Source organism: Candidatus Thiothrix phosphatis (assembly GCF_035668035.1).
Lineage (GTDB): Bacteria > Pseudomonadota > Gammaproteobacteria > Thiotrichales > Thiotrichaceae > Thiothrix > Thiothrix phosphatis.
The window spans coordinates 1-16,795 of the sequence record NZ_JAYMYJ010000051.1 but is presented as its reverse complement, the minus strand read 5'-3'; the positions used below and the strand labels follow the sequence as shown (position 1 = coordinate 16,795).

General features: G+C 59.6%; 14 protein-coding genes. 11 read left to right on the top strand and 3 right to left on the bottom strand.

The window, feature by feature from the left end:
* On the bottom strand, nt 1-326 hold a 326-nt coding region (locus VSS37_RS06820; RefSeq protein ID WP_324694051.1), incomplete at its 3' end, for a chalcone isomerase family protein.
* 119 nt (nt 327-445) lie between these two features.
* On the opposite strand from VSS37_RS06820, the gene VSS37_RS06815 reads away from it, so the two are divergent.
* The 7 genes from VSS37_RS06815 to VSS37_RS06785 all read left to right on the top strand — a co-directional run bounded on the left by VSS37_RS06815 (nt 446) and on the right by VSS37_RS06785 (nt 8,857).
* Nucleotides 446-1,021: a LemA family protein gene (locus VSS37_RS06815; protein ID WP_324694050.1), complete on the top strand. Its 576-nt coding sequence runs from the start codon at nt 446-448 to the stop codon at nt 1,019-1,021.
* Nucleotides 990-1,919: an EF-hand domain-containing protein gene (locus VSS37_RS06810; RefSeq protein ID WP_324694049.1), complete on the top strand. Its 930-nt coding sequence runs from the start codon at nt 990-992 to the stop codon at nt 1,917-1,919. Before VSS37_RS06815 ends, VSS37_RS06810 begins: the two co-directional genes overlap by 32 nt.
* 345 nt (nt 1,920-2,264) lie before the next feature.
* On the top strand, nt 2,265-4,178 hold the full coding sequence (locus VSS37_RS06805) for a potassium transporter Kup (RefSeq protein WP_324694048.1): 1,914 nt from the start codon (nt 2,265-2,267) through the stop codon (nt 4,176-4,178).
* Between the two features lie 272 nt (nt 4,179-4,450).
* Nucleotides 4,451-4,756: a DUF485 domain-containing protein gene (locus VSS37_RS06800; protein WP_324694047.1), complete on the top strand. Its 306-nt coding sequence runs from the start codon at nt 4,451-4,453 to the stop codon at nt 4,754-4,756.
* Nucleotides 4,757-4,775: 19 nt separating this feature from the next.
* Nucleotides 4,776-6,800, top strand: coding sequence for a solute symporter family protein (locus VSS37_RS06795; RefSeq protein WP_324694046.1), 2,025 nt, complete (start codon nt 4,776-4,778; stop codon nt 6,798-6,800).
* Nucleotides 6,801-6,911: 111 nt separating this feature from the next.
* Entirely contained in the window at nt 6,912-8,174 is a 1,263-nt protein-coding gene (locus VSS37_RS06790; RefSeq protein WP_324694045.1) for a DUF4118 domain-containing protein, read from the top strand.
* On the top strand, nt 8,171-8,857 hold the full coding sequence (locus tag VSS37_RS06785) for a response regulator (RefSeq protein WP_324694044.1): 687 nt from the start codon (nt 8,171-8,173) through the stop codon (nt 8,855-8,857). Before VSS37_RS06790 ends, VSS37_RS06785 begins: the two co-directional genes overlap by 4 nt.
* A 74-nt stretch (nt 8,858-8,931) precedes the next feature.
* Here VSS37_RS06785 and VSS37_RS06780 read toward each other — a convergent pair whose 3' ends face one another.
* On the bottom strand, nt 8,932-9,783 hold the full coding sequence (locus VSS37_RS06780; RefSeq protein WP_324694043.1) for a DMT family transporter: 852 nt from the start codon (nt 9,781-9,783) through the stop codon (nt 8,932-8,934).
* A gap of 110 nt (nt 9,784-9,893) precedes the next feature.
* On the opposite strand from VSS37_RS06780, the gene VSS37_RS06775 reads away from it, so the two are divergent.
* A complete protein-coding gene (locus VSS37_RS06775; protein WP_324694042.1) occupies nt 9,894-10,445 on the top strand; it encodes a protein N-terminal glutamine amidohydrolase in 552 nt (183 codons plus the stop codon).
* Here VSS37_RS06775 and VSS37_RS06770 read toward each other — a convergent pair.
* Nucleotides 10,432-11,628 (bottom strand): MFS transporter, encoded by a 1,197-nt coding sequence (locus VSS37_RS06770; protein WP_324694041.1) that lies wholly within the window; start codon nt 11,626-11,628, stop codon nt 10,432-10,434. The genes VSS37_RS06775 and VSS37_RS06770 overlap by 14 nt on opposite strands.
* Nucleotides 11,629-11,719: 91 nt before the next feature.
* On the opposite strand from VSS37_RS06770, the gene VSS37_RS06765 reads away from it, so the two are divergent.
* The 3 genes from VSS37_RS06765 (at nt 11,720) to VSS37_RS06755 (ending at nt 16,758) form a co-directional block, all read left to right on the top strand.
* Nucleotides 11,720-12,502, top strand: a complete 783-nt coding sequence (locus VSS37_RS06765) for an AraC family transcriptional regulator (protein WP_324694039.1) — start codon at nt 11,720-11,722, stop codon at nt 12,500-12,502.
* 117 nt (nt 12,503-12,619) lie between these two features.
* On the top strand, nt 12,620-13,885 hold the full coding sequence (locus VSS37_RS06760) for a metallophosphoesterase family protein (protein WP_324694038.1): 1,266 nt from the start codon (nt 12,620-12,622) through the stop codon (nt 13,883-13,885).
* On the top strand, nt 13,882-16,758 hold the full coding sequence (locus tag VSS37_RS06755) for an AAA family ATPase (protein ID WP_324694037.1): 2,877 nt from the start codon (nt 13,882-13,884) through the stop codon (nt 16,756-16,758). The genes VSS37_RS06760 and VSS37_RS06755 overlap by 4 nt, the downstream gene beginning before the upstream one ends.
* Nucleotides 16,759-16,795: the final 37 nt, after the last annotated feature.

Sequence of the window (16,795 nt, the reverse complement as noted above, 5' to 3'; positions counted from 1 at the left end):
TGGATGTTCGGGTCGGCAGTGGATTTTTTGAAGCCTTCGCGCACGGCCTCCTCCATCTTGGCGCTGGTGATCACGCCGGAGGTGATTTCCAGCCGCATCGCCATCGGTTTGGCGGCAGCGAGGATGGCGGCGGCGTCAGTGCTTTTCGCTTGCAAGTACAAGCCAGCGGTATATAAATTGAACAGTAGCTTGGTGCGCACACCCTTGCCGTTGAGGACTAAGGTTTGCCCCGCAAAGGTTTGCTGGGCGGGAAAATTGTCGGCGGCAAAACCGGCGGCGGGCAGCAGGCACAGCAGCGCCAGCCAGAATTTCAATACAGTACGCATACCATCTCCTCCTTGTTTTTTGCTATGTGGCAACCGTTCATCTATACCACTTTGGTGCCGCTCCCGCCAGCTGTTAGACTGGATTCTTCCTCAAGCAACCCATTGATAACAATAAGCCCATGAATACCGGAATCCTGATTTTCATCTCCCTCCTGGGCGGTCTGCTGCTGTGGGGCATCCTGCTCTACAACCAGTTGGTCGCGCTGAAAAACAATACCGAAAAAGCCTGGAGCAACACCGATGTGTTGCTCAAACAGCGCAACGCCGAATTGCCCAAGCTGGTGGCGGTGTGCAAGGAGCACATGCAATACGAACAAGCCACCTTGCAGAAGGTGATGGAGGCCCGCAACAAAGTCGCCAGCGCGCTGCAATCCGGCAATATGGGGGAGTTGGGCGCGGCGGAAAAGGAACTGCGCATCGGCCTTGGCAACCTGTTTGCGGTGGCGGAGGCTTACCCTGAGCTAAAAGCCAGCGATTCCTTCCAGCACCTGCGTGAGCGCATCACCAGTTTGGAAGACAACATCGCCGACCGGCGTGAGTTCTACAACGATTCCGCCGCCATCAACAATACCCGGATCGAACAGTTCCCGGATGTGATCGTCGCCAAAGCATTCAGCTTCAGGCGTTTCCGCCTGATGAGCTTCACTGCTGAGGAAACCCGCGATGTGGATGTGGCTGCGCATTTTACTTCCTGAATTGGGCGGGTTCGGCAGCCAACCACAGGGAGACCGCAACGGCCTGGACTGGCGTCAGGTGATGGACAACCAACGCCTGGCAGTATTGCGCCGGGGTGGCATCATGAACCTGGCCGCCGCGCCAGGGTTTGCGGTGGCGTGGGTGGGTTGCGCTTACTGGCTGTACCGTCACGCTGATCCGCAATGGCTGCTGGTGCCCGCGACGTTAAGCCTGCTGTTCGCCATCGGCCTGTTCCGCCGTTACCGCCTGATTGTGGACACACCCACTTCCCGCCTCAGCAGCGGTGCGCAGGGCTATGTGGAGCTGAATGGTGTGGCGGCGCTGCCGGATGGCGAAGGTTTCCGCGGTTTGCCGCATTTGCCCGTCACCGTGTGGCTGCCAGGCTATGTGGAAGACGAGCCGTTTGTGCTGGATGACGGCCATGGCCGCTGCCTGCTGTACCCGCGCCAGGCCGAGATCGTCACCCGCCCCGGCGACACGCACTTTTCCTGGCTGAAAGCCATTTACCCTGGCCAGACCTTGTATGTGCTGGGTGAGTTGCGCACCCAGCGCGCCAGCGGCCTGCAACAGGAGCGGCGCGAACGGATAGCGGCGGTGTTGGCGGACTGGAAGCACAACCAGCGTCAGTTGTTGGAGAATTTCGATGCCAACGGCAACGGCCAGATTGACCCGGAGGAATGGCAGGCTGTGCGGGCAGCGGCAGAGCGTTGGGTGGAGGAAGACATCCGCGAACAGCAGCGGGTGCCGGGGACGCATGTGATGGATGGCGCGCGTGGGGGGCAATTGTTCCTGATCACCAATATTCCCCCGGAGGAACTGGCCCGCCATTACCGTTGGGCGGCGTTCCTGCACCTGCTGGGCTGGCTGGCGGTGCTGGTATGGTTGCATCTGGGCTGAACGGGCTGTGGGAAATCCTTCAACAATTTACGCCAAATTTATGATGGGGCTGGCATGCTTTAAAGACGGATTTCATGACTCGGATCCGTTTGTTGCACACAAAGACATCTCTATTCTCCGGGATGTACGTCAGATGGCGACGGGCGACTCCTGTCCGTCGCCATATTTTTAAAGCCCCTCAGAAACGTTTCCTGCTTTTGCAAATTTTTTACATAGGTGGCGCCAAAATCCTGACACTACCCTTACACACGGTTGAGTGTCATGAAAAGCAGTTTTGTCAGGCTGTCTGCAAGCCTGGGAACGTTCTCCTATCTTATTCCTCATCGTTGGCTGGTTGGCGCAAGCATGCACGAATCCTTTTCAGGGCCGCCCAAACAAACCAAGCATGCATCTCCTCAAAAGCTGGGTGCATTGACCTTGGGCGCGTTGGGCATTGTCTATGGCGATATTGGCACCAGCCCCCTGTACGCTTTCAGGGAAGCTTTCGCGCCTGAACACGGGCTGTCACCGACCCATGCCAATGTGCTGGCGGCGTTGTCAGCGTTGTTCTGGGCGGTCACCCTGATTGTTTCCATTAAATATGTATGGCTGGTGCTGCGTTTCGACAACAAGGGGGAAGGTGGGGTGCTGGCCTTGCAGGCGCTGGCGCACCGTCATGCGCGCCGTACCATGCCTCAATGGTCCAACGCTGTCGCGGTGATTGGCGTGTTCGCCGCCGCGTTGTTTTATGGTGATGCCATGATCACCCCGGCCATTTCGGTATTGTCGGCGGTGGAAGGGATGGAAGTGGCGACGCCGCATCTTAGCCACTTGGTGATCCCGGTGACGCTTGGCATCCTCGTCAGCCTGTTTCTGATCCAGTCGTTTGGCACGGCACGGGTTGGCAAGCTATTCGGGCCGTTGACCCTATTGTGGTTCATCACGCTGGGAGTCCTGGGCGTGCTCAGTATCATCCAGACGCCGGAAGTGTTGGAGGCGCTGAATCCCTGGCATGCATTGAAATTTACCCTGCATCATCCGGTCGCGGCGTTTATTTTGCTGTCAGCCGTGTTCTTGGCCTTGACCGGGGGCGAGGCGTTGTACGCCGACATGGGGCATTTCGGTGCCCGCCCGATCCGGCTGGCTTGGTTCTGTCTGGTCAGCCCCGCCTTGCTGCTGAATTATTTCGGCCAGGGGGCGTTGGTCATGCGGGATGCAACGGCGACGGAAAACCCGTTTTACCTGCTGGCACCTGACGCTTTGCTGACGCCGCTGGTCATGCTGGCGACCATGGCGACGGTGATTGCGTCCCAGGCGACCATTACCGGGGCGTATTCGATCACGCTTCAGGCAGTCCGGCTGGGGTATTTGCCGCGCATCCGTTACAGCCATACTTCCGACACTGAACGTGGCCAAGTGTATGTCGGCAGCGTCAACTGGCTGATGCTGCTGGGGGTGGTGTTGTTGGTGCTTGGGTTTGGCTCTTCCAGCGCGCTGGCGGCGGCTTACGGCATTGCGGTTTCCGGCACCATGATTATTACCAGTGTGCTGATTTTTGTGGTGGCCCGTGCCCGGCCGAATCAACGGCTGCGCAAGCTCATTATTCTGGTGGTGATGGTTTGCGTCGGTTTTGAGGTCATGTTCTTTGCTTCCAACCTCGCCAAGATTGGGCACGGCGGTTGGTTCCCGGTGTTGTTTGGCATCGGGGTGTTCGTATTGCTGACGACCTGGAAACGCGGCAGCGAACTGGTGGCCGAATACCGCAAGAAGATCAATATGACCATGCGGCAGTTTATCGCCAACCCACGCCCGGATGTGCCGCGTGTGCCGGGAACGGCGGTGTATCTGACTTCCAATCCCAACCTGGTTCCCAGCCGGTTGTTTTACAATATCCGCCATTATAAGGTGATGCACCAGCAGGTCATTTTCCTGCATGTGGATAATGAGGAAGTGCCTTATATCCCGGATGACGAACGCCTGCATGTTATCGGGCTGGCGCAGGGCATTTATACGGTTTCGGTGCGTTTTGGCTTCCGTGAGCCGCCGGATTTGTCTGCGGCATTGCGCGGCACGGTGCGTTACCATCTGGAAATTCCACCCGACGCCACCTTCTTTGTGGCGCGCACCTCCATTATTGGCTGCGAAGGTGTGTTGCCCCGTTGGCGTTGCCTGCTGTTTGGCTGGATGACGCGGCAATCAGAAAGCGCTGCCACCTATTTCAATTTGCCTGCGGAACAAGTGGTTGAGATCGGCACACAAGTCCTGTTGCGGACTTCCTGAATAGCCGCTTTTTGGTAGGGCTTTTCCAACATTGGCTACACCGCGTTTACACCTTTTTTACATGCTGGATGACATGATTGCGATTATCGGCAAGTTCAGCCCCTGAAAGCCCGAGGTTGCCGCCTGTTAGCCCAGGCAGGTGTCCTTCCTATAAAGGATTGTCGACAATTTCAAGAATACTGCTGATTTAGTGCGGTTCTTCCGCACCACCGGACACCACAGCCGGGCATTCTTTATGAGGAGTTTTTTTCAGCAAACGGAGGAGTCAGTTAATGGCCAAAACCACCAATTGGGCCGCGATAGACCGCGACCCGCGTTTTCAGGCGTTACACAAGAAGAAAACCACCTTCTTGTGGAGCCTGATGATCATTTCAGTTATTTATTATTTTCTGTTGCCGATCGGCGCAGCTTACTACCCAGACATGTTCAAGATTAAGGTATGGGGGCCTATTAATGTCGGCATCCTGTTCGCCTTGTCTGAATTTGTTGTGGCCTGGACCATTGCTGCTGTTTATGCCCGCCGCGCCAACCGTCAATTTGACGCCATGGCGGCGGAAATCGTCCGTGATGTCGCCTGATTTATCGAGGGAGAGATACATGAAGAAATCTTTATGGGCAAGCTCTGCCCTGTTGTTGTCATTGTTCGCCAGCCAGGCTGCTTTCGCTGAAGGCGGCGCGGTGGCGGATGAGTTCAAATGGCTGACGTTTTTGGTGTTTGGCGCCATTATTTCCATGACCATGTACGTCACCTATCGTGCCGCCAAACAAACCTCCTCTGCGGCTGACTTCTATGCTGCTGGCCGGTCGGTTACCGGCATCCAGAATGGTTGGGCGATTGCCGGTGATTACCTGTCAGCGGCTTCCTTCCTCGGCATTGCCGGTCTGATCTCACTGTACGGTTATGACGGTTTCATGTACTCCGTTGGCTGGCTGGTGGCTTACATCACGGTATTGCTGGTGATTGCAGAACCCTGCCGGAATATCGGCAAGTACACATTGGGCGACATCCTGGCATTCCGCAATAACCCGAAAGCCTCCAAGACCGTTGCGGCGATTTCCACCGTTACCGTTTCCACTTTCTACCTGACGGCTCAAATGGTAGGTGGCGGCGTTCTGGTGAAAACCCTGATCGGCATTGACTACGAAGTTTCCGTTATCGTGGTGGGCATCCTGATGCTGACCTACGTGGTCTTCGGTGGTATGAAAGCGACCACTTGGGTTCAGATCATCAAGGCGATCCTGCTGGTGACCGCATCCATCCTGCTGGTGTTGTTCACTTGGGGTCAGTATGGCTTCTCCTTCCCTGGTTTCCTGCAAGCGGCTGTTGATAACCCTGACATCCAGAAACAGGTGGCGAAACTGGTGGGTGACGCTGCGGCCAATATGTCCCCGGCTGAACTGGGCCAGCGCTTCCTGGAGCCAGGCCTGTACCTGAAAAACCCGATTGACCAGATTTCCCTGGGCATGGCATTGGTGTTGGGCACTGCGGGCATGCCGCATATCCTGATGCGCTTCTTCACTGTGCCAACTGCACAGGATGCGCGCACTTCCGTTATCTGGGCGATGGCCATTATCGGCGGTTTCTACGTCCTGACCCTGTTCCTGGGTTTGGGTGCCGCCATGCATGTGACGCCTACTGCGATCGCTGGCTTGGACAAAGGCGGCAACATGGCTGCTCCATTGCTGGCGCAGTTTGTCGGCGGAGGCCCTGATTCCATCCTCGGCAACCTGTTCCTGGCGTTCGTTGCGGCAGTTGCTTTCGCCACTATCGTGGCGGTGGTTGCTGGTCTGGTGTTGGCTTCTGCCTCCGCCATGTCCCATGACCTGTACGTTGGCGTATTCCGTGGCGAACACGCGACTGCCAAAGAGCAAATCACTGCTGCCCGTATCGCTACCGGCATCGTTGGTGCGCTGGCAATCTATGTGGGTATCGCGGCCAAAGGGCAAAACGTTGCGCACTTGGTGGCGCTGGCGTTTGCGGTGGCGGCCTCTTCCAACCTGCCTGCGGTCTTCCTGACCCTGTACTGGAAGAAAACCAATACCTACGGCGTGGTTTCCGGCATGCTGGTGGGTGCCTTTACCGCCATCTATTTGGTGATGATTTCCCCGAACATGACCTATCCGCTGGCGAAAGTCGCTGATGCGAAGAAAGTCCTGGACGGCGAGCCTGCCAAACCTGCGGTGGAAGCGGCTCCTGGCCAGTGGGGCTTCATGTGCGAACTGTTCGCCAGCGATGGTTGTAAGAAAGAAGTGAAAGCTTCGCCCGCCAAGGATGCCAAACCTGGTGCCCGTGAAAAGCTGGCCAAGGCTCAGGCTGAACTGGCAACGCTGGCAGACGACGCCAAGGCCGCCAAGGAAAAAGAGATCAAGGGTCTGGAAAAATCCATTGCGGCTGCGGAGACTGACCTGAAAACCTTTGAAGGTCAGACCACCAGCATGATGGGCCTGGAAAAACCTTGGTTCCAGTTGAAAAACCCTGGGCTGATCTCCATCCCGCTGGGTTTCTTGGTGACCATTTTTGTATCCCTGTTCACCCGCGACCGCCGTTCGGAAGAAATGTGGGATGAGTTGTACGTGCGCCAGAACACCGGCATCAACGCCGAAGGTGCGCAGGCCCACTAACGGGTTTACCTTCCCGTGAAAAAACCCCCGTCTGGTACGGGGGTTTTTCTTGTGTATCATGCGCGGGCAATTGATCATGTCAGCATGATGGATGCGATGAGGAATGCGTCAATGACAGGCAGCGGCTCATGGTTTTTCCGCTTGCAGTCGGATAATCCCGGCAGTGTGTTGAGTTATGTCCTGGCCTGTCTGGTCACGATCTTGGTTGGGGCGGTGACGTTCCCCCTGCGTGAAGAAATGGGGCTGGCCAATGTGGTCATGCTGTTCCTGCTGGAAGTGTTTTTATGCGCGCTGTGGCTGGGCCAGAAACCCTCGCTGATGGCAGCGCTGCTGGCTGTTTTTCTGTTTGATTTCTTTTTTGTCCCGCCCCAATACGCCCTGCTGACCAATAGCCTCAAATACATTGTCATGCTGGTGGTGATGCTGCTGATCGCCCTGCTGACCGGGCAAATGGCGGCGCGGCTGTTGGCGCAAAACCGGGAGTTGCAAATCAGCGAGGAGCGCACCCGGTCGCTGTACCGGATGGCGCGGGAACTGGCGGGGGCGGCGGACTCCCAGCAGGTGGACGCTATTGCCGCCCGTTACCCAACCAACACGGCAGCCGGGTCATTGCTCGAAATCGCCCGCCAGCGCCTGCACTATGCGGAATTGGCGCAAGCCAGCCATGTGCAGGTGGAGTCCGAACGCCTGCGCAACTCCATCCTGTCGTCGCTTTCCCATGATTTGCGCACCCCGCTGACAGCGTTGGTTGGCCTGACCGAAACCCTGCATCTGGAGGGCAAGGTGTTGTCGCCGACGCAGCAGGAAATGGTGGAGGCCGTGCATGAACAGTCCGTGCGGTTGGCGGGTATGGTGACCAAGCTGCTGGATTTGGCGCGCCTGTCCGCTGGCAAGTTGAAGCTGAACAAGGAATGGCAATCCCTCGCGGACGTCACCGGTTCAGCGCTGGATTTGCTGGAGCCGTCATTAGTCCAGCGCCCGGTCAGCGTCCGGATACCGGCGGATTTCCCCTTGCTGGCGTTTGACGCCGTGTTGATGGAGCGCGTGATCGGCAACCTGCTGGAAAATGCCGCCAAATACACACCGGCAGGTTCCCCCATTGACATCACCGCCCAGATCAACGGGAAGTGGGCGGAATTCCGTATCTGCGACCGGGGCAACGGATTTGCGCCGCCATCATCGGTGGCCGGATTGCGGATGCCGCAGCAAGGCTCAGGGTTGGGGTTTACCATTTGTGAAGCTATCCTGAAAGCGCATGGCGGTGAATTGAGTCTGGAGCAGCGCGAGGGCGGCGGAGCCTGCGCCTGTGTCATTTTGCCTTTGGGCGACCCGCCCAGCTTGGACGAAGACGTTGAAGAGGAGTTTCCGACATGAACAACAATTCCGTGCTGATTGTGGAAGATGAACCGCGCATCCGCCAGTTCCTGCGCACTGCGTTGGAAGCGGAGGGTTGCAGGGTGCTGGAAGCGCCGACGGTTTCCGGTGGCCTGGGGCTGGCGGGAGAATACCGGCCCAGCGCGGTTATCCTGGATTTGGGGTTGCCGGATGCGGACGGCGTCGAATTCATCCGCACCTTGCGCAGTTGGTCGGACGTGCCGGTGCTGGTGTTGTCCGCGCGCAGCCTGGAAAGCGACAAGGTGGTGGCGCTGGACATGGGGGCGGACGACTATCTCGCCAAGCCTTTCAGTGTGGCGGAATTGCTGGCGCGGTTGCGGGCGTTGCGGCGGCGGCGGGAAAAGCGCCCGGAAGACGCGCACGCCGTGATCGGGTTCAATGACGTGGTGGTTGACCGCGCCAACCGGCTGATCACCCGCAACGGTGAGCCTGTCCACCTGACCCCGCGCGAATACCACCTGCTGACCGTCATGCTGGCGCAGCCGGGCAAGGTGCTGACCCAGCGGCAGTTGCTGCGCGAAGTCTGGGGAGCCGGGCATTCCGAGGACGGCCACTACCTGCGCATCTACATGGGCAGGCTGCGGCAGAAACTGGAAGCCGACCCGGCGCGTCCCAAGCATCTGCTGACGGAAACGGGGGTTGGGTATCGGTTTGTGCCGTGAACCCTTGGCCTTGCCCAAACACTTGCGGCGTTGGATCAGGTCAATGCTGACAACCAGCCGGTTTCCATACCGCGCTAGCCCCTGACCAGCCGCAGCAACAGTCCCGCCCCCAGGATCAGTCCCGCGCCGACGAAGAAATTCCAGCCCAATGCATCTTGGAACAGGAACACGCTGAACAGGGTGGCGGCGACAACCTGCGCATTCAGCCAAGGCGACAGTTCGGAGGCCGGGAGCAGGGAATAAGCCTTGATGAACAGGAAATGCCCACTGGCACCGAACACGCCCATGCAGGCCAGCAACAGCCATTGTCCCAGGTCGGGCGTTTGCCACCACCAAGGGGCGGTGCAACTCAGCACCACCGCCCCGACCAGCGAGGAATGGAACAAGGAGGTGCGGGAGGAATCGACCGCCGCCACCTTGCGGGTCAGCAGAAAGTACAACGCCAGCAGGAAAGCCGCGCCCAGCGCTGGCAGCATGGCGGGGTCAAAGGCTTGGAAGCCGGGCCGGATAATCACCAGCACCCCGACAAAACCGGCGGTGACCGCCAGCAGATGGCGCACTGACAGCTTTTCCCCCAGGAATACGCCCGCCAGCAGGGTGACAAGCACTGGCGACAGGTAGATCAAGGCGGTCGCTTCGGCCAGGCTGATGGTCTGGATGGCGATATACAGCGAGGTGTTGACGCCCGCCATGCACAGGCCGCGCAGGAGCTGGAGCTTCGGCGCGCGGGTTCGGGCAAAATTCCGTTGCCCCTGCCACAGGAACAGCAGCGACACGATCACGGCATGGAACAAAAAGCGCGCCCAGGTGACCTGGAACGTCGAAAATTCGCGCATCAGGATTTTGCCCAGGGAATCCATGCCCGCCAGGATCGACGAACCGGCGATGGTCAGGGCAATGGCGAGGAAAGTGGGGTTGGCGTTCAAGTGCGGCAGCCGTTGGAAAAACGGCCAGTGTAGTGGAGTTAGGGGGATTTCGGAACAATTCGGGCGCAAGCGTTATACTGCCTGCTAAAGCGCAGCATGTGTGGAAACTTATGAAACTGCCACGGCGGGAAGACTACCCTTACCAGTCCCGTTATTGCGAGGAAAACATCTGGCATCTGTGCCAGCAACCGGAATTTCAGGACAGCGATGTCGTCGTCATGGCGTCGCGGGGGGACTTTTTCCCCATCCTCCGGCAGCGCGCAGCGGAAACGCCGGACGCCGCCGTCCTGTGGGATTATCACGTTGTGCTGTTGTGGCGCGCGGGCGGGGGGGCGCGTTTCATTCTCGATTTCGACACCACCCTGCCGTTTTGCACCCCGGCCATCCGCTATTTCCAGCAATCGTTTATCGATGACACGCTGCTTGACCCGGCGTTCGCGCCATTGTTCCGGGTAATGCCAGCGCGGGAATACGCTGCGGGCCTGTTGAGCGACCGCCGCCACATGCGCACGGCGGATGGCGGCTGGCTGGCGGAGCCGCCTTCTTGGCCGCCGATCAGCACCAGCAAGAGCAACCTGCGCCAGTTTTCCAATATGGCTGAACGTAAATTCGGGCGGATACTGACCTCCGCCCAATTGTTACAGATGCTTATGCGGGCTTGAGTTGCGCAGGCGGCGTGTGCGGCAGCCGTTTCATATCCGGCAACAAGACCGCCAGCAAACCCAGCAGTGGCAGATAGGCGCACAGCTTGTACACCGCTTCAATGCCCCAATGGTCAGCCAGTTGCCCCAGCGCCGCCGCGCCGATGCCTGCCAGCCCGAAAGCCAACCCGAAGAACAGCCCGGCAATGGTTCCAACTTTGCCCGGCAGCAGTTCCTGCGCGTAGACAATCATCGCCGGGAACGCCGACGCCAGCATGAAACCGATAATGACCGTCAAGACTGCCGACATCCCCAGCCCAACATACGGTAGCGCCAGTGTGAACGGCGCCACGCCGAGTATGGACAACCAGATCACTTGCTTACGCCCGATACGGTCGCCGATCGGCCCGCCCAGCAAGGTTCCGGCCGCCACGGCGAACAGGAAATAGAACAGGTGATACTGGGCGGTCGTGGTGTCAATGCTGTAATGCTCCATCAGGTAGAAAATCAGGTAGCTGCTGATGCTGGCCAGATAGAAAAACTTGGAGAACATCAACGCCAGCAACACGCCCAGGGTCGCCATCACCCGCTGGCGTGGCAGCGAATGGCTGCTGGCAGTGCTGGCCGGTTTCGGCTTGCGGTGCTGGTCGCGGTACCAGAAGCCCACCCCAGTCAGCACCGCCATCGCCAGCAGTGCAATCAACGAAAACAGCGCAAGGCTGCCCTGGCCGTGGGGCAACACGACCCAGGCTGCCAGCAATGGGCCGAACGCTTGCCCAGCATTGCCGCCCACCTGGAAGATGGACTGCGCCAGCCCGTGGCGTCCGCCCGAAGCCATGCGTGCCACCCGTGACGCTTCCGGGTGGAAGACGGACGAGCCAGTGCCGACCAGCGCCGCCGCCAGCAACAGCACCGGGAAGGAACTGGCCGTGGACAGCAGCAACAGGCCGACCAGGGTGCAGCCCATTCCCGCCACCAACGAAAACGGCTTGGGGTGCCGGTCGGTATAAAAGCCCACCGCCGGTTGCAGCAAGGACGCAGTGAATTGAAAAGCCAGCGTGATCAAACCGATCTGGGCAAAACTCAGCCCAAAACCGCTCTTGAACAAGGGATAGCTGGCGACCAGCAACGACTGCATGGTGTCGTTGAGAAAATGGGAAAAGCTGATAGCCCCCAATACTTTGAAAAGGGTTCGTTCGCTCATGACATACCTGTTATGGATTCTGGATTGGAACGCCAGTTTAGGCTTATGATGGATGTCCGTCTTGCGCTATTCAGGCAGTTATCTTCGCAAAATGGACACTCATCCACATTATGGCTTTTGCCAAGGGCAAGGGTTGGATCAGGGCGTTACGCCGGTGAACGGCAAAGCCATCGATTACCCTTCAGATCATCAAGTGCCGGAACATAGTCACCCGACCGCGCAACTGATCCACGCCGTGCAGGGCGTGATGGTGGTCGCCACCGGCGATAGCCGCTGGATCGTGCCGCCGACCCGTGGCCTGTGGATGCCTGCGGACACGCGCCACCGCCTGCGTATGGTGGGTGATGTGAAAGTGCGCACCGTCTATATCCGCCCTGACGCCAGTGAACACCTGCCGACTGCCTGCTGCGTGGTGGGCGTTTCGCCGCTGCTGCGGGAATTGATCCTGGCCGCCATCAAGGTGCAACAGCCGTATGCGCCTGATTCCCGCGATGGCCGCCTGATGAGTTTGTTGCTGGATGAAGTGGCGGTCTTGCCCCATTTGCCGCTGTGTTTGCCGCAACCCTCCGACCCGGAATTGCTGGCCTTATGTGAAACCTTGCTGGCCGCGCCGGATGATGATTCCACCTTGTCCGGCTGGGCGGCGCAACTGGGGGTGGACGCCCGGACTATCCAGCGCCGTTTCGCCCGCCAGACCGGCATGACCTTCGGCCAATGGCGGCAGCAGGCGCGGCTGATTACGGCGCTGGAACAACTGGCGGGCGGCGCCAAGGTCATCGACGTCGCCCTCAATCTCGGTTACAACAGCCCGAGTGCGTTTGCCACCATGTTCAAGCGCCAGTTCGGCACCACGCCGAGCGCCTATTTCCGCTGACCTGCCTGCCATGCTGTGGCTCATGCCGTCGCCAGTTGGCGTTTGGGCAGCAGATATGAACTTGTGTTTCGCGCCGATTTGTGCGATTAGAAATTAAACTATACAGGGGGAAGGCCGATGTTCAAGTTCCTGCATGCCGCCGACATTCATCTGGACAGCCCATTGCGCGGCTTGGCCCGGCATGAGGCCGCGCCGGTGGACATTATCCGCAATGCCAGCCGCCGGGCATTCATCAACCTCATTGACCGGGCGATTGAGGAACGGGTCGCCTTCGTGCTGCTGGCAGGCGACATTTACGACGGCGACTGGAAGGATTACAGCACCGGCATTTTCCTCAGCAAACAGATCGGTAGGCTCGGCCAGCACCAAATCCGCGTGTTCGCGGTGGCGGGCAACCATGACGCCGCCAACCGCATGAGCAAGGCGCTGGACAGTCCGGCCAATATGCAGCTCCTGTCGCATCGCAAGGTGGAAAGCATCCGCCTGGAGGAACTGGGCGTGGTGATCCATGGGCGCAGTTTCCCCACCCAACATGTGCATGACAATCTGGCGGCAGGGTTTGGCGCGGCGGAAAAAGGTTGGTTCAACATCGGCCTGCTGCACACCAGCCTGAACGGGCGCGAAGGCCATGAACCCTATGCGCCGTGCAGCGTCGATGACTTGCGCGCCACCGGCTACCAATACTGGGCGCTGGGGCATGTGCATCAGCAGGAAGTCGTGGCGAAAGACCCGTGGATTGTGTTCCCCGGCTGTATCCAAGGCCGCCATAGCCGCGAAACCGGAGCCAAGGGCTGTGTGCTGGTGACGGTGGAGGGGGGCGCGGTCAGCGCGGTGGAACCCGTGCCGTTGGATGTGGTGCGCTGGGCGGTGCAGGATTTGGATGTGAGTGGCGCCGCTGAATTGCGGGATGTGCTGGAACAGGTGCGTGAAACGCTGGCGGAAGCGCTGGACACCGCCGCAGGATGCACGCTCGCCCTGCGTATCCGCCTGCACGGCGCGACTGCCCTGGCCGATGCGCTGGCGGCTTACCCGGAACGGTTGCAGCAGCAAATCCGCGCGTTGGGCGCTGAAATCGGCGGTGACGCCGTGTGGATAGAGCGGGTGGAAAACCATACCACCGGCAAACAGGATTTGGCGGCGGCCTTGTCGGCGGATAATGCGCTGGCCGGTTTGCTCAGTGAAATTCTCGCCATGCCGGAGCAGCCGGACAGCATCGACGGCCTGCCTGCCCTGCTTGCCGAACTGCGGCAGAAGCTGCCGCCCGAAGTGTTTGCCGAACACTCAGCCCTGTATCTGGCGGACACACAACTGCTCCGCCGTCTGGTCAGTGAGGCCAAACACCTGCTGGCGGGCAGGTTGCTGGAACAGGGGGAAGCAGTATGAGGATTGACCGGCTCGACCTGCTGGCTTACGGCGGCTTTACCGATAAAACCCTGGATTTGTCGCACGGCTCACAGGGTTTGCACCTGATCTACGGCGACAATGAAGCCGGGAAAAGCACGGCGCTGCGGGCGATCATTGCCTGGCTGTTCGGCATCCCCATGCGCACCACCGACAATTACCGGCACGAACACGCCCAGTTGCGCATCGGCGGCAAACTCCGGCTTGCCAATGGGCAGTCACTGGAATTCATCCGCCGCAAAGGCAGCAAAGGCACCCTGCTGGCCAGCGATGGCAACGCCCCACTGGATGACGCCGTGTTGGCGCCCTTCCTGCCCAATGGCGTCGATGAAACCCTCTTCAGCAAACTGTACGGCATCGACCACGAACGCCTGGAAGCCGGTGGCCGGGAATTGCTGAACCAGTCCGGCGACCTGGGGCAAGCCTTGTTTGGCGCAGCCTTGGGTGTCGCCAGCCCACGTATTGTGTTGCAGGGCTTGCAGGCGGAAGCGGATGAGCTGTACAAGCCCAAGGCATCAAAACCTGTGGTCAATCAGGCGCTGGCCGGGTTCAAGGAGGCACACAAACGCACCAAGGAATGCACCCTGCCTGTGGGGGAATGGACTGGCCTGCAAACCGGGCTGGTGGATACGCTGGCGGGCATTGCCCAAATTGAAACCCAGATTCAGGCCAACAGCCGGGAAAAAAGCCGTTTGCAGCGTTTGCAGCGGGTCAGGGGGCCGCTGGCCGAACGCCACAGCACCCGCCAGCAGTTGGCGGATTTGGCGCAGGTGCAATTGCTGCCGGAAGATTTCGAGGCGCAATACCAAACCGCCGCCAGCAAGCAGCAAACCGCCAGCGAAGCGCGTGACAAGGCGCGGGTGCGGCTGGCAGGTTTGCAGGCGGACATCCAGGCGTTGGACATGCACGATGAGCTGCTGGTCAGGGAAGCCGAAATTCTGGACATCTACAAGCAATTGGGGGCGGTGGAGAAAACCCTGAAAGACCGCCCGCAGCAGGATGGGCAGCGCCGTTTGCTGCGCAATGAAGCGCGTAACCTATTGCAAGCCGTGCATTCCGGGCTGGATATTGATGAGGCGGCCAAGCAATTGCGCCCCTTGCTCAAGAACAAAAGCCGGGTGGGGGAACTGGCCCGCCAGCATGGCCTGTTGGCGCAGCGCAGGGAAACGGCCAAGCGGAATTTGCAGGAGGCGGACGAGGAAAAACGCCAGGTGCTCCAGCAATTGGCGGTCTTGCCCGCTTCCCCAGTGGACGTGCGCGCCTTGAAAACAGCCGTGGCGGCGGTGCGCAGGCAGGGCGACTTGGAAGGGCGTTTGTCCGCCGCGCGCAAACTGGCGGCTGAAAGCCAGCTGGCGGCGGAGGATGATTTCCGCCGTTTGGGGCGTTTTGCCGGGAGCATGGAAGCCCTGGCGCAAACCGCCATGCCCTTGCCTGCCACGCTGGATGATTTCGAGCAGCAGCTCCAGGAAAGTGCGGATACGCTCAGGAATTATGCCAACAGGCAGCAGGAACTGGCGGCGGAACGGGCGCAGGCCGGGCGCGAACTGGAGGCGTTGCTGCTGCACAGCGATGCCCCGACCCTGGCGCAATTGCAGGCTTCCCGCACCGCGCGGGATCAGCTCTGGCGGCGGATCAGGCAGCACTATATTGACGGCGGGCAAACTGCCGCGCCCGCAGCGGAGGCCGGTTTGCCCACGCTGTATGAGCAGCAACGGGATGAGGCTGACCACTTGGCCGACCGCTTGCGGCTGGAGGCGGAACAGGTCGCCAAGCGCAACGGGTTGGAAACACGGCTGCAAACACTGGCCGCACGTCTGGAGCAGTTGCAGCAGGCGTGGGATGCCATCCATGCCATCCAACAGCGCCAGCAACAGGACTGGGAGTCCGTCTGGCAACCATTGCAGGTGGAAGCCGGGACACCCCGCGAAATGAAACAATGGCTGAACCGGGTGGACAAGGTGTTGTCCGGCATCCGCGCCGCCAAAGAGCAGCAAAGCCATGCAATCAATCTCGCGGGTGAATATGACTTCCACCAGGCCGCGATTGCCGCGCATCTGGCCGGGTTTGATCCGGCGCTCGACCCGCAAGGCATGGGTTTGGGCGCAATGCTGGCGATTTGTGAACAGCGGATTGAGCAGGAAGAACAGCTTGCCAATCGCCAACAGCAGTTGCAGGCGGCATTGGCGGACGCTGACAGCCGCATTGCCCGAACGCAGGAAAGCAACAGGCTGATTGCGGAGGATTTGTCGGTCTGGGGGCAAGAATGGCTTCAGGCGATCGAGGGCTTGGGGGTGAAGGCTGACGCTTACCCTGAGTATGCAGTGGAAACCCTGACGCAACTGGAGGCGTTTTTCCACAAATTCGACGCCGCCACGGAAAAGCACAACCGCATCTACGGCATGGATATCGTGGAACGGGACTTCGAGCAGCAAGTCTTTGCCTTTGTGGACGAAATTGGCCGGGACAAGGGCGGGCATAGCGCCAGCATCCTTGCCACCCAGTTGCACCAGGACTTGAACAAGGCGCGTGAAGCCAAGGCCAAACTGGAAAAAATCCGGGAGGCGGAAAAGGCCGAGCAGGAAACCATCCGGGAAGCGGAAGTGACTTTTGCCAGTGCTGCGGCGCAACTGGCCAGCCTGAAGGCGCTGGCGGGGGTGGAAAATGAGGCTGCGTTGCTCAAGGCCAGTGAAGATTCCCGGCACAAGCGCACCTTGCAGCACAAGCTGGCGGCGCTGGAACAGGAGCTGATGCGCAATGGCGATGGTCTGTCGCTGGACGGGCTGGAGCAGGAAGCCGCCGCCGCCGATACCGATGCGCTGGAACCCAGCCTTATGGCGGTGTCACCACCGATGTAAAACTGACCCACCCCATCAATTGAAAACTGACCCACCT

Bases quoted from the DNA above. Each gene is read 5' to 3' on its own strand.
- VSS37_RS06815 (WP_324694050.1), top strand. From the start codon at position 446: ATGAATACCGGAATCCTGATTTTCATCTCCCTCCTGGGCGGTCTGCTG.
- VSS37_RS06810 (WP_324694049.1), top strand. From the start codon at position 990: ATGTGGATGTGGCTGCGCATTTTACTTCCTGAATTGGGCGGGTTCGGC.
- VSS37_RS06805 (WP_324694048.1), top strand. From the start codon at position 2,265: ATGCACGAATCCTTTTCAGGGCCGCCCAAACAAACCAAGCATGCATCT.
- VSS37_RS06800 (WP_324694047.1), top strand. From the start codon at position 4,451: ATGGCCAAAACCACCAATTGGGCCGCGATAGACCGCGACCCGCGTTTT.
- VSS37_RS06795 (WP_324694046.1), top strand. From the start codon at position 4,776: ATGAAGAAATCTTTATGGGCAAGCTCTGCCCTGTTGTTGTCATTGTTC.
- VSS37_RS06790 (WP_324694045.1), top strand. From the start codon at position 6,912: ATGACAGGCAGCGGCTCATGGTTTTTCCGCTTGCAGTCGGATAATCCC.
- VSS37_RS06785 (WP_324694044.1), top strand. From the start codon at position 8,171: ATGAACAACAATTCCGTGCTGATTGTGGAAGATGAACCGCGCATCCGC.
- VSS37_RS06775 (WP_324694042.1), top strand. From the start codon at position 9,894: ATGAAACTGCCACGGCGGGAAGACTACCCTTACCAGTCCCGTTATTGC.
- VSS37_RS06770 (WP_324694041.1), bottom strand. From the start codon at position 11,628: ATGAGCGAACGAACCCTTTTCAAAGTATTGGGGGCTATCAGCTTTTCC.
- VSS37_RS06765 (WP_324694039.1), top strand. From the start codon at position 11,720: ATGGACACTCATCCACATTATGGCTTTTGCCAAGGGCAAGGGTTGGAT.
- VSS37_RS06760 (WP_324694038.1), top strand. From the start codon at position 12,620: ATGTTCAAGTTCCTGCATGCCGCCGACATTCATCTGGACAGCCCATTG.
- VSS37_RS06755 (WP_324694037.1), top strand. From the start codon at position 13,882: ATGAGGATTGACCGGCTCGACCTGCTGGCTTACGGCGGCTTTACCGAT.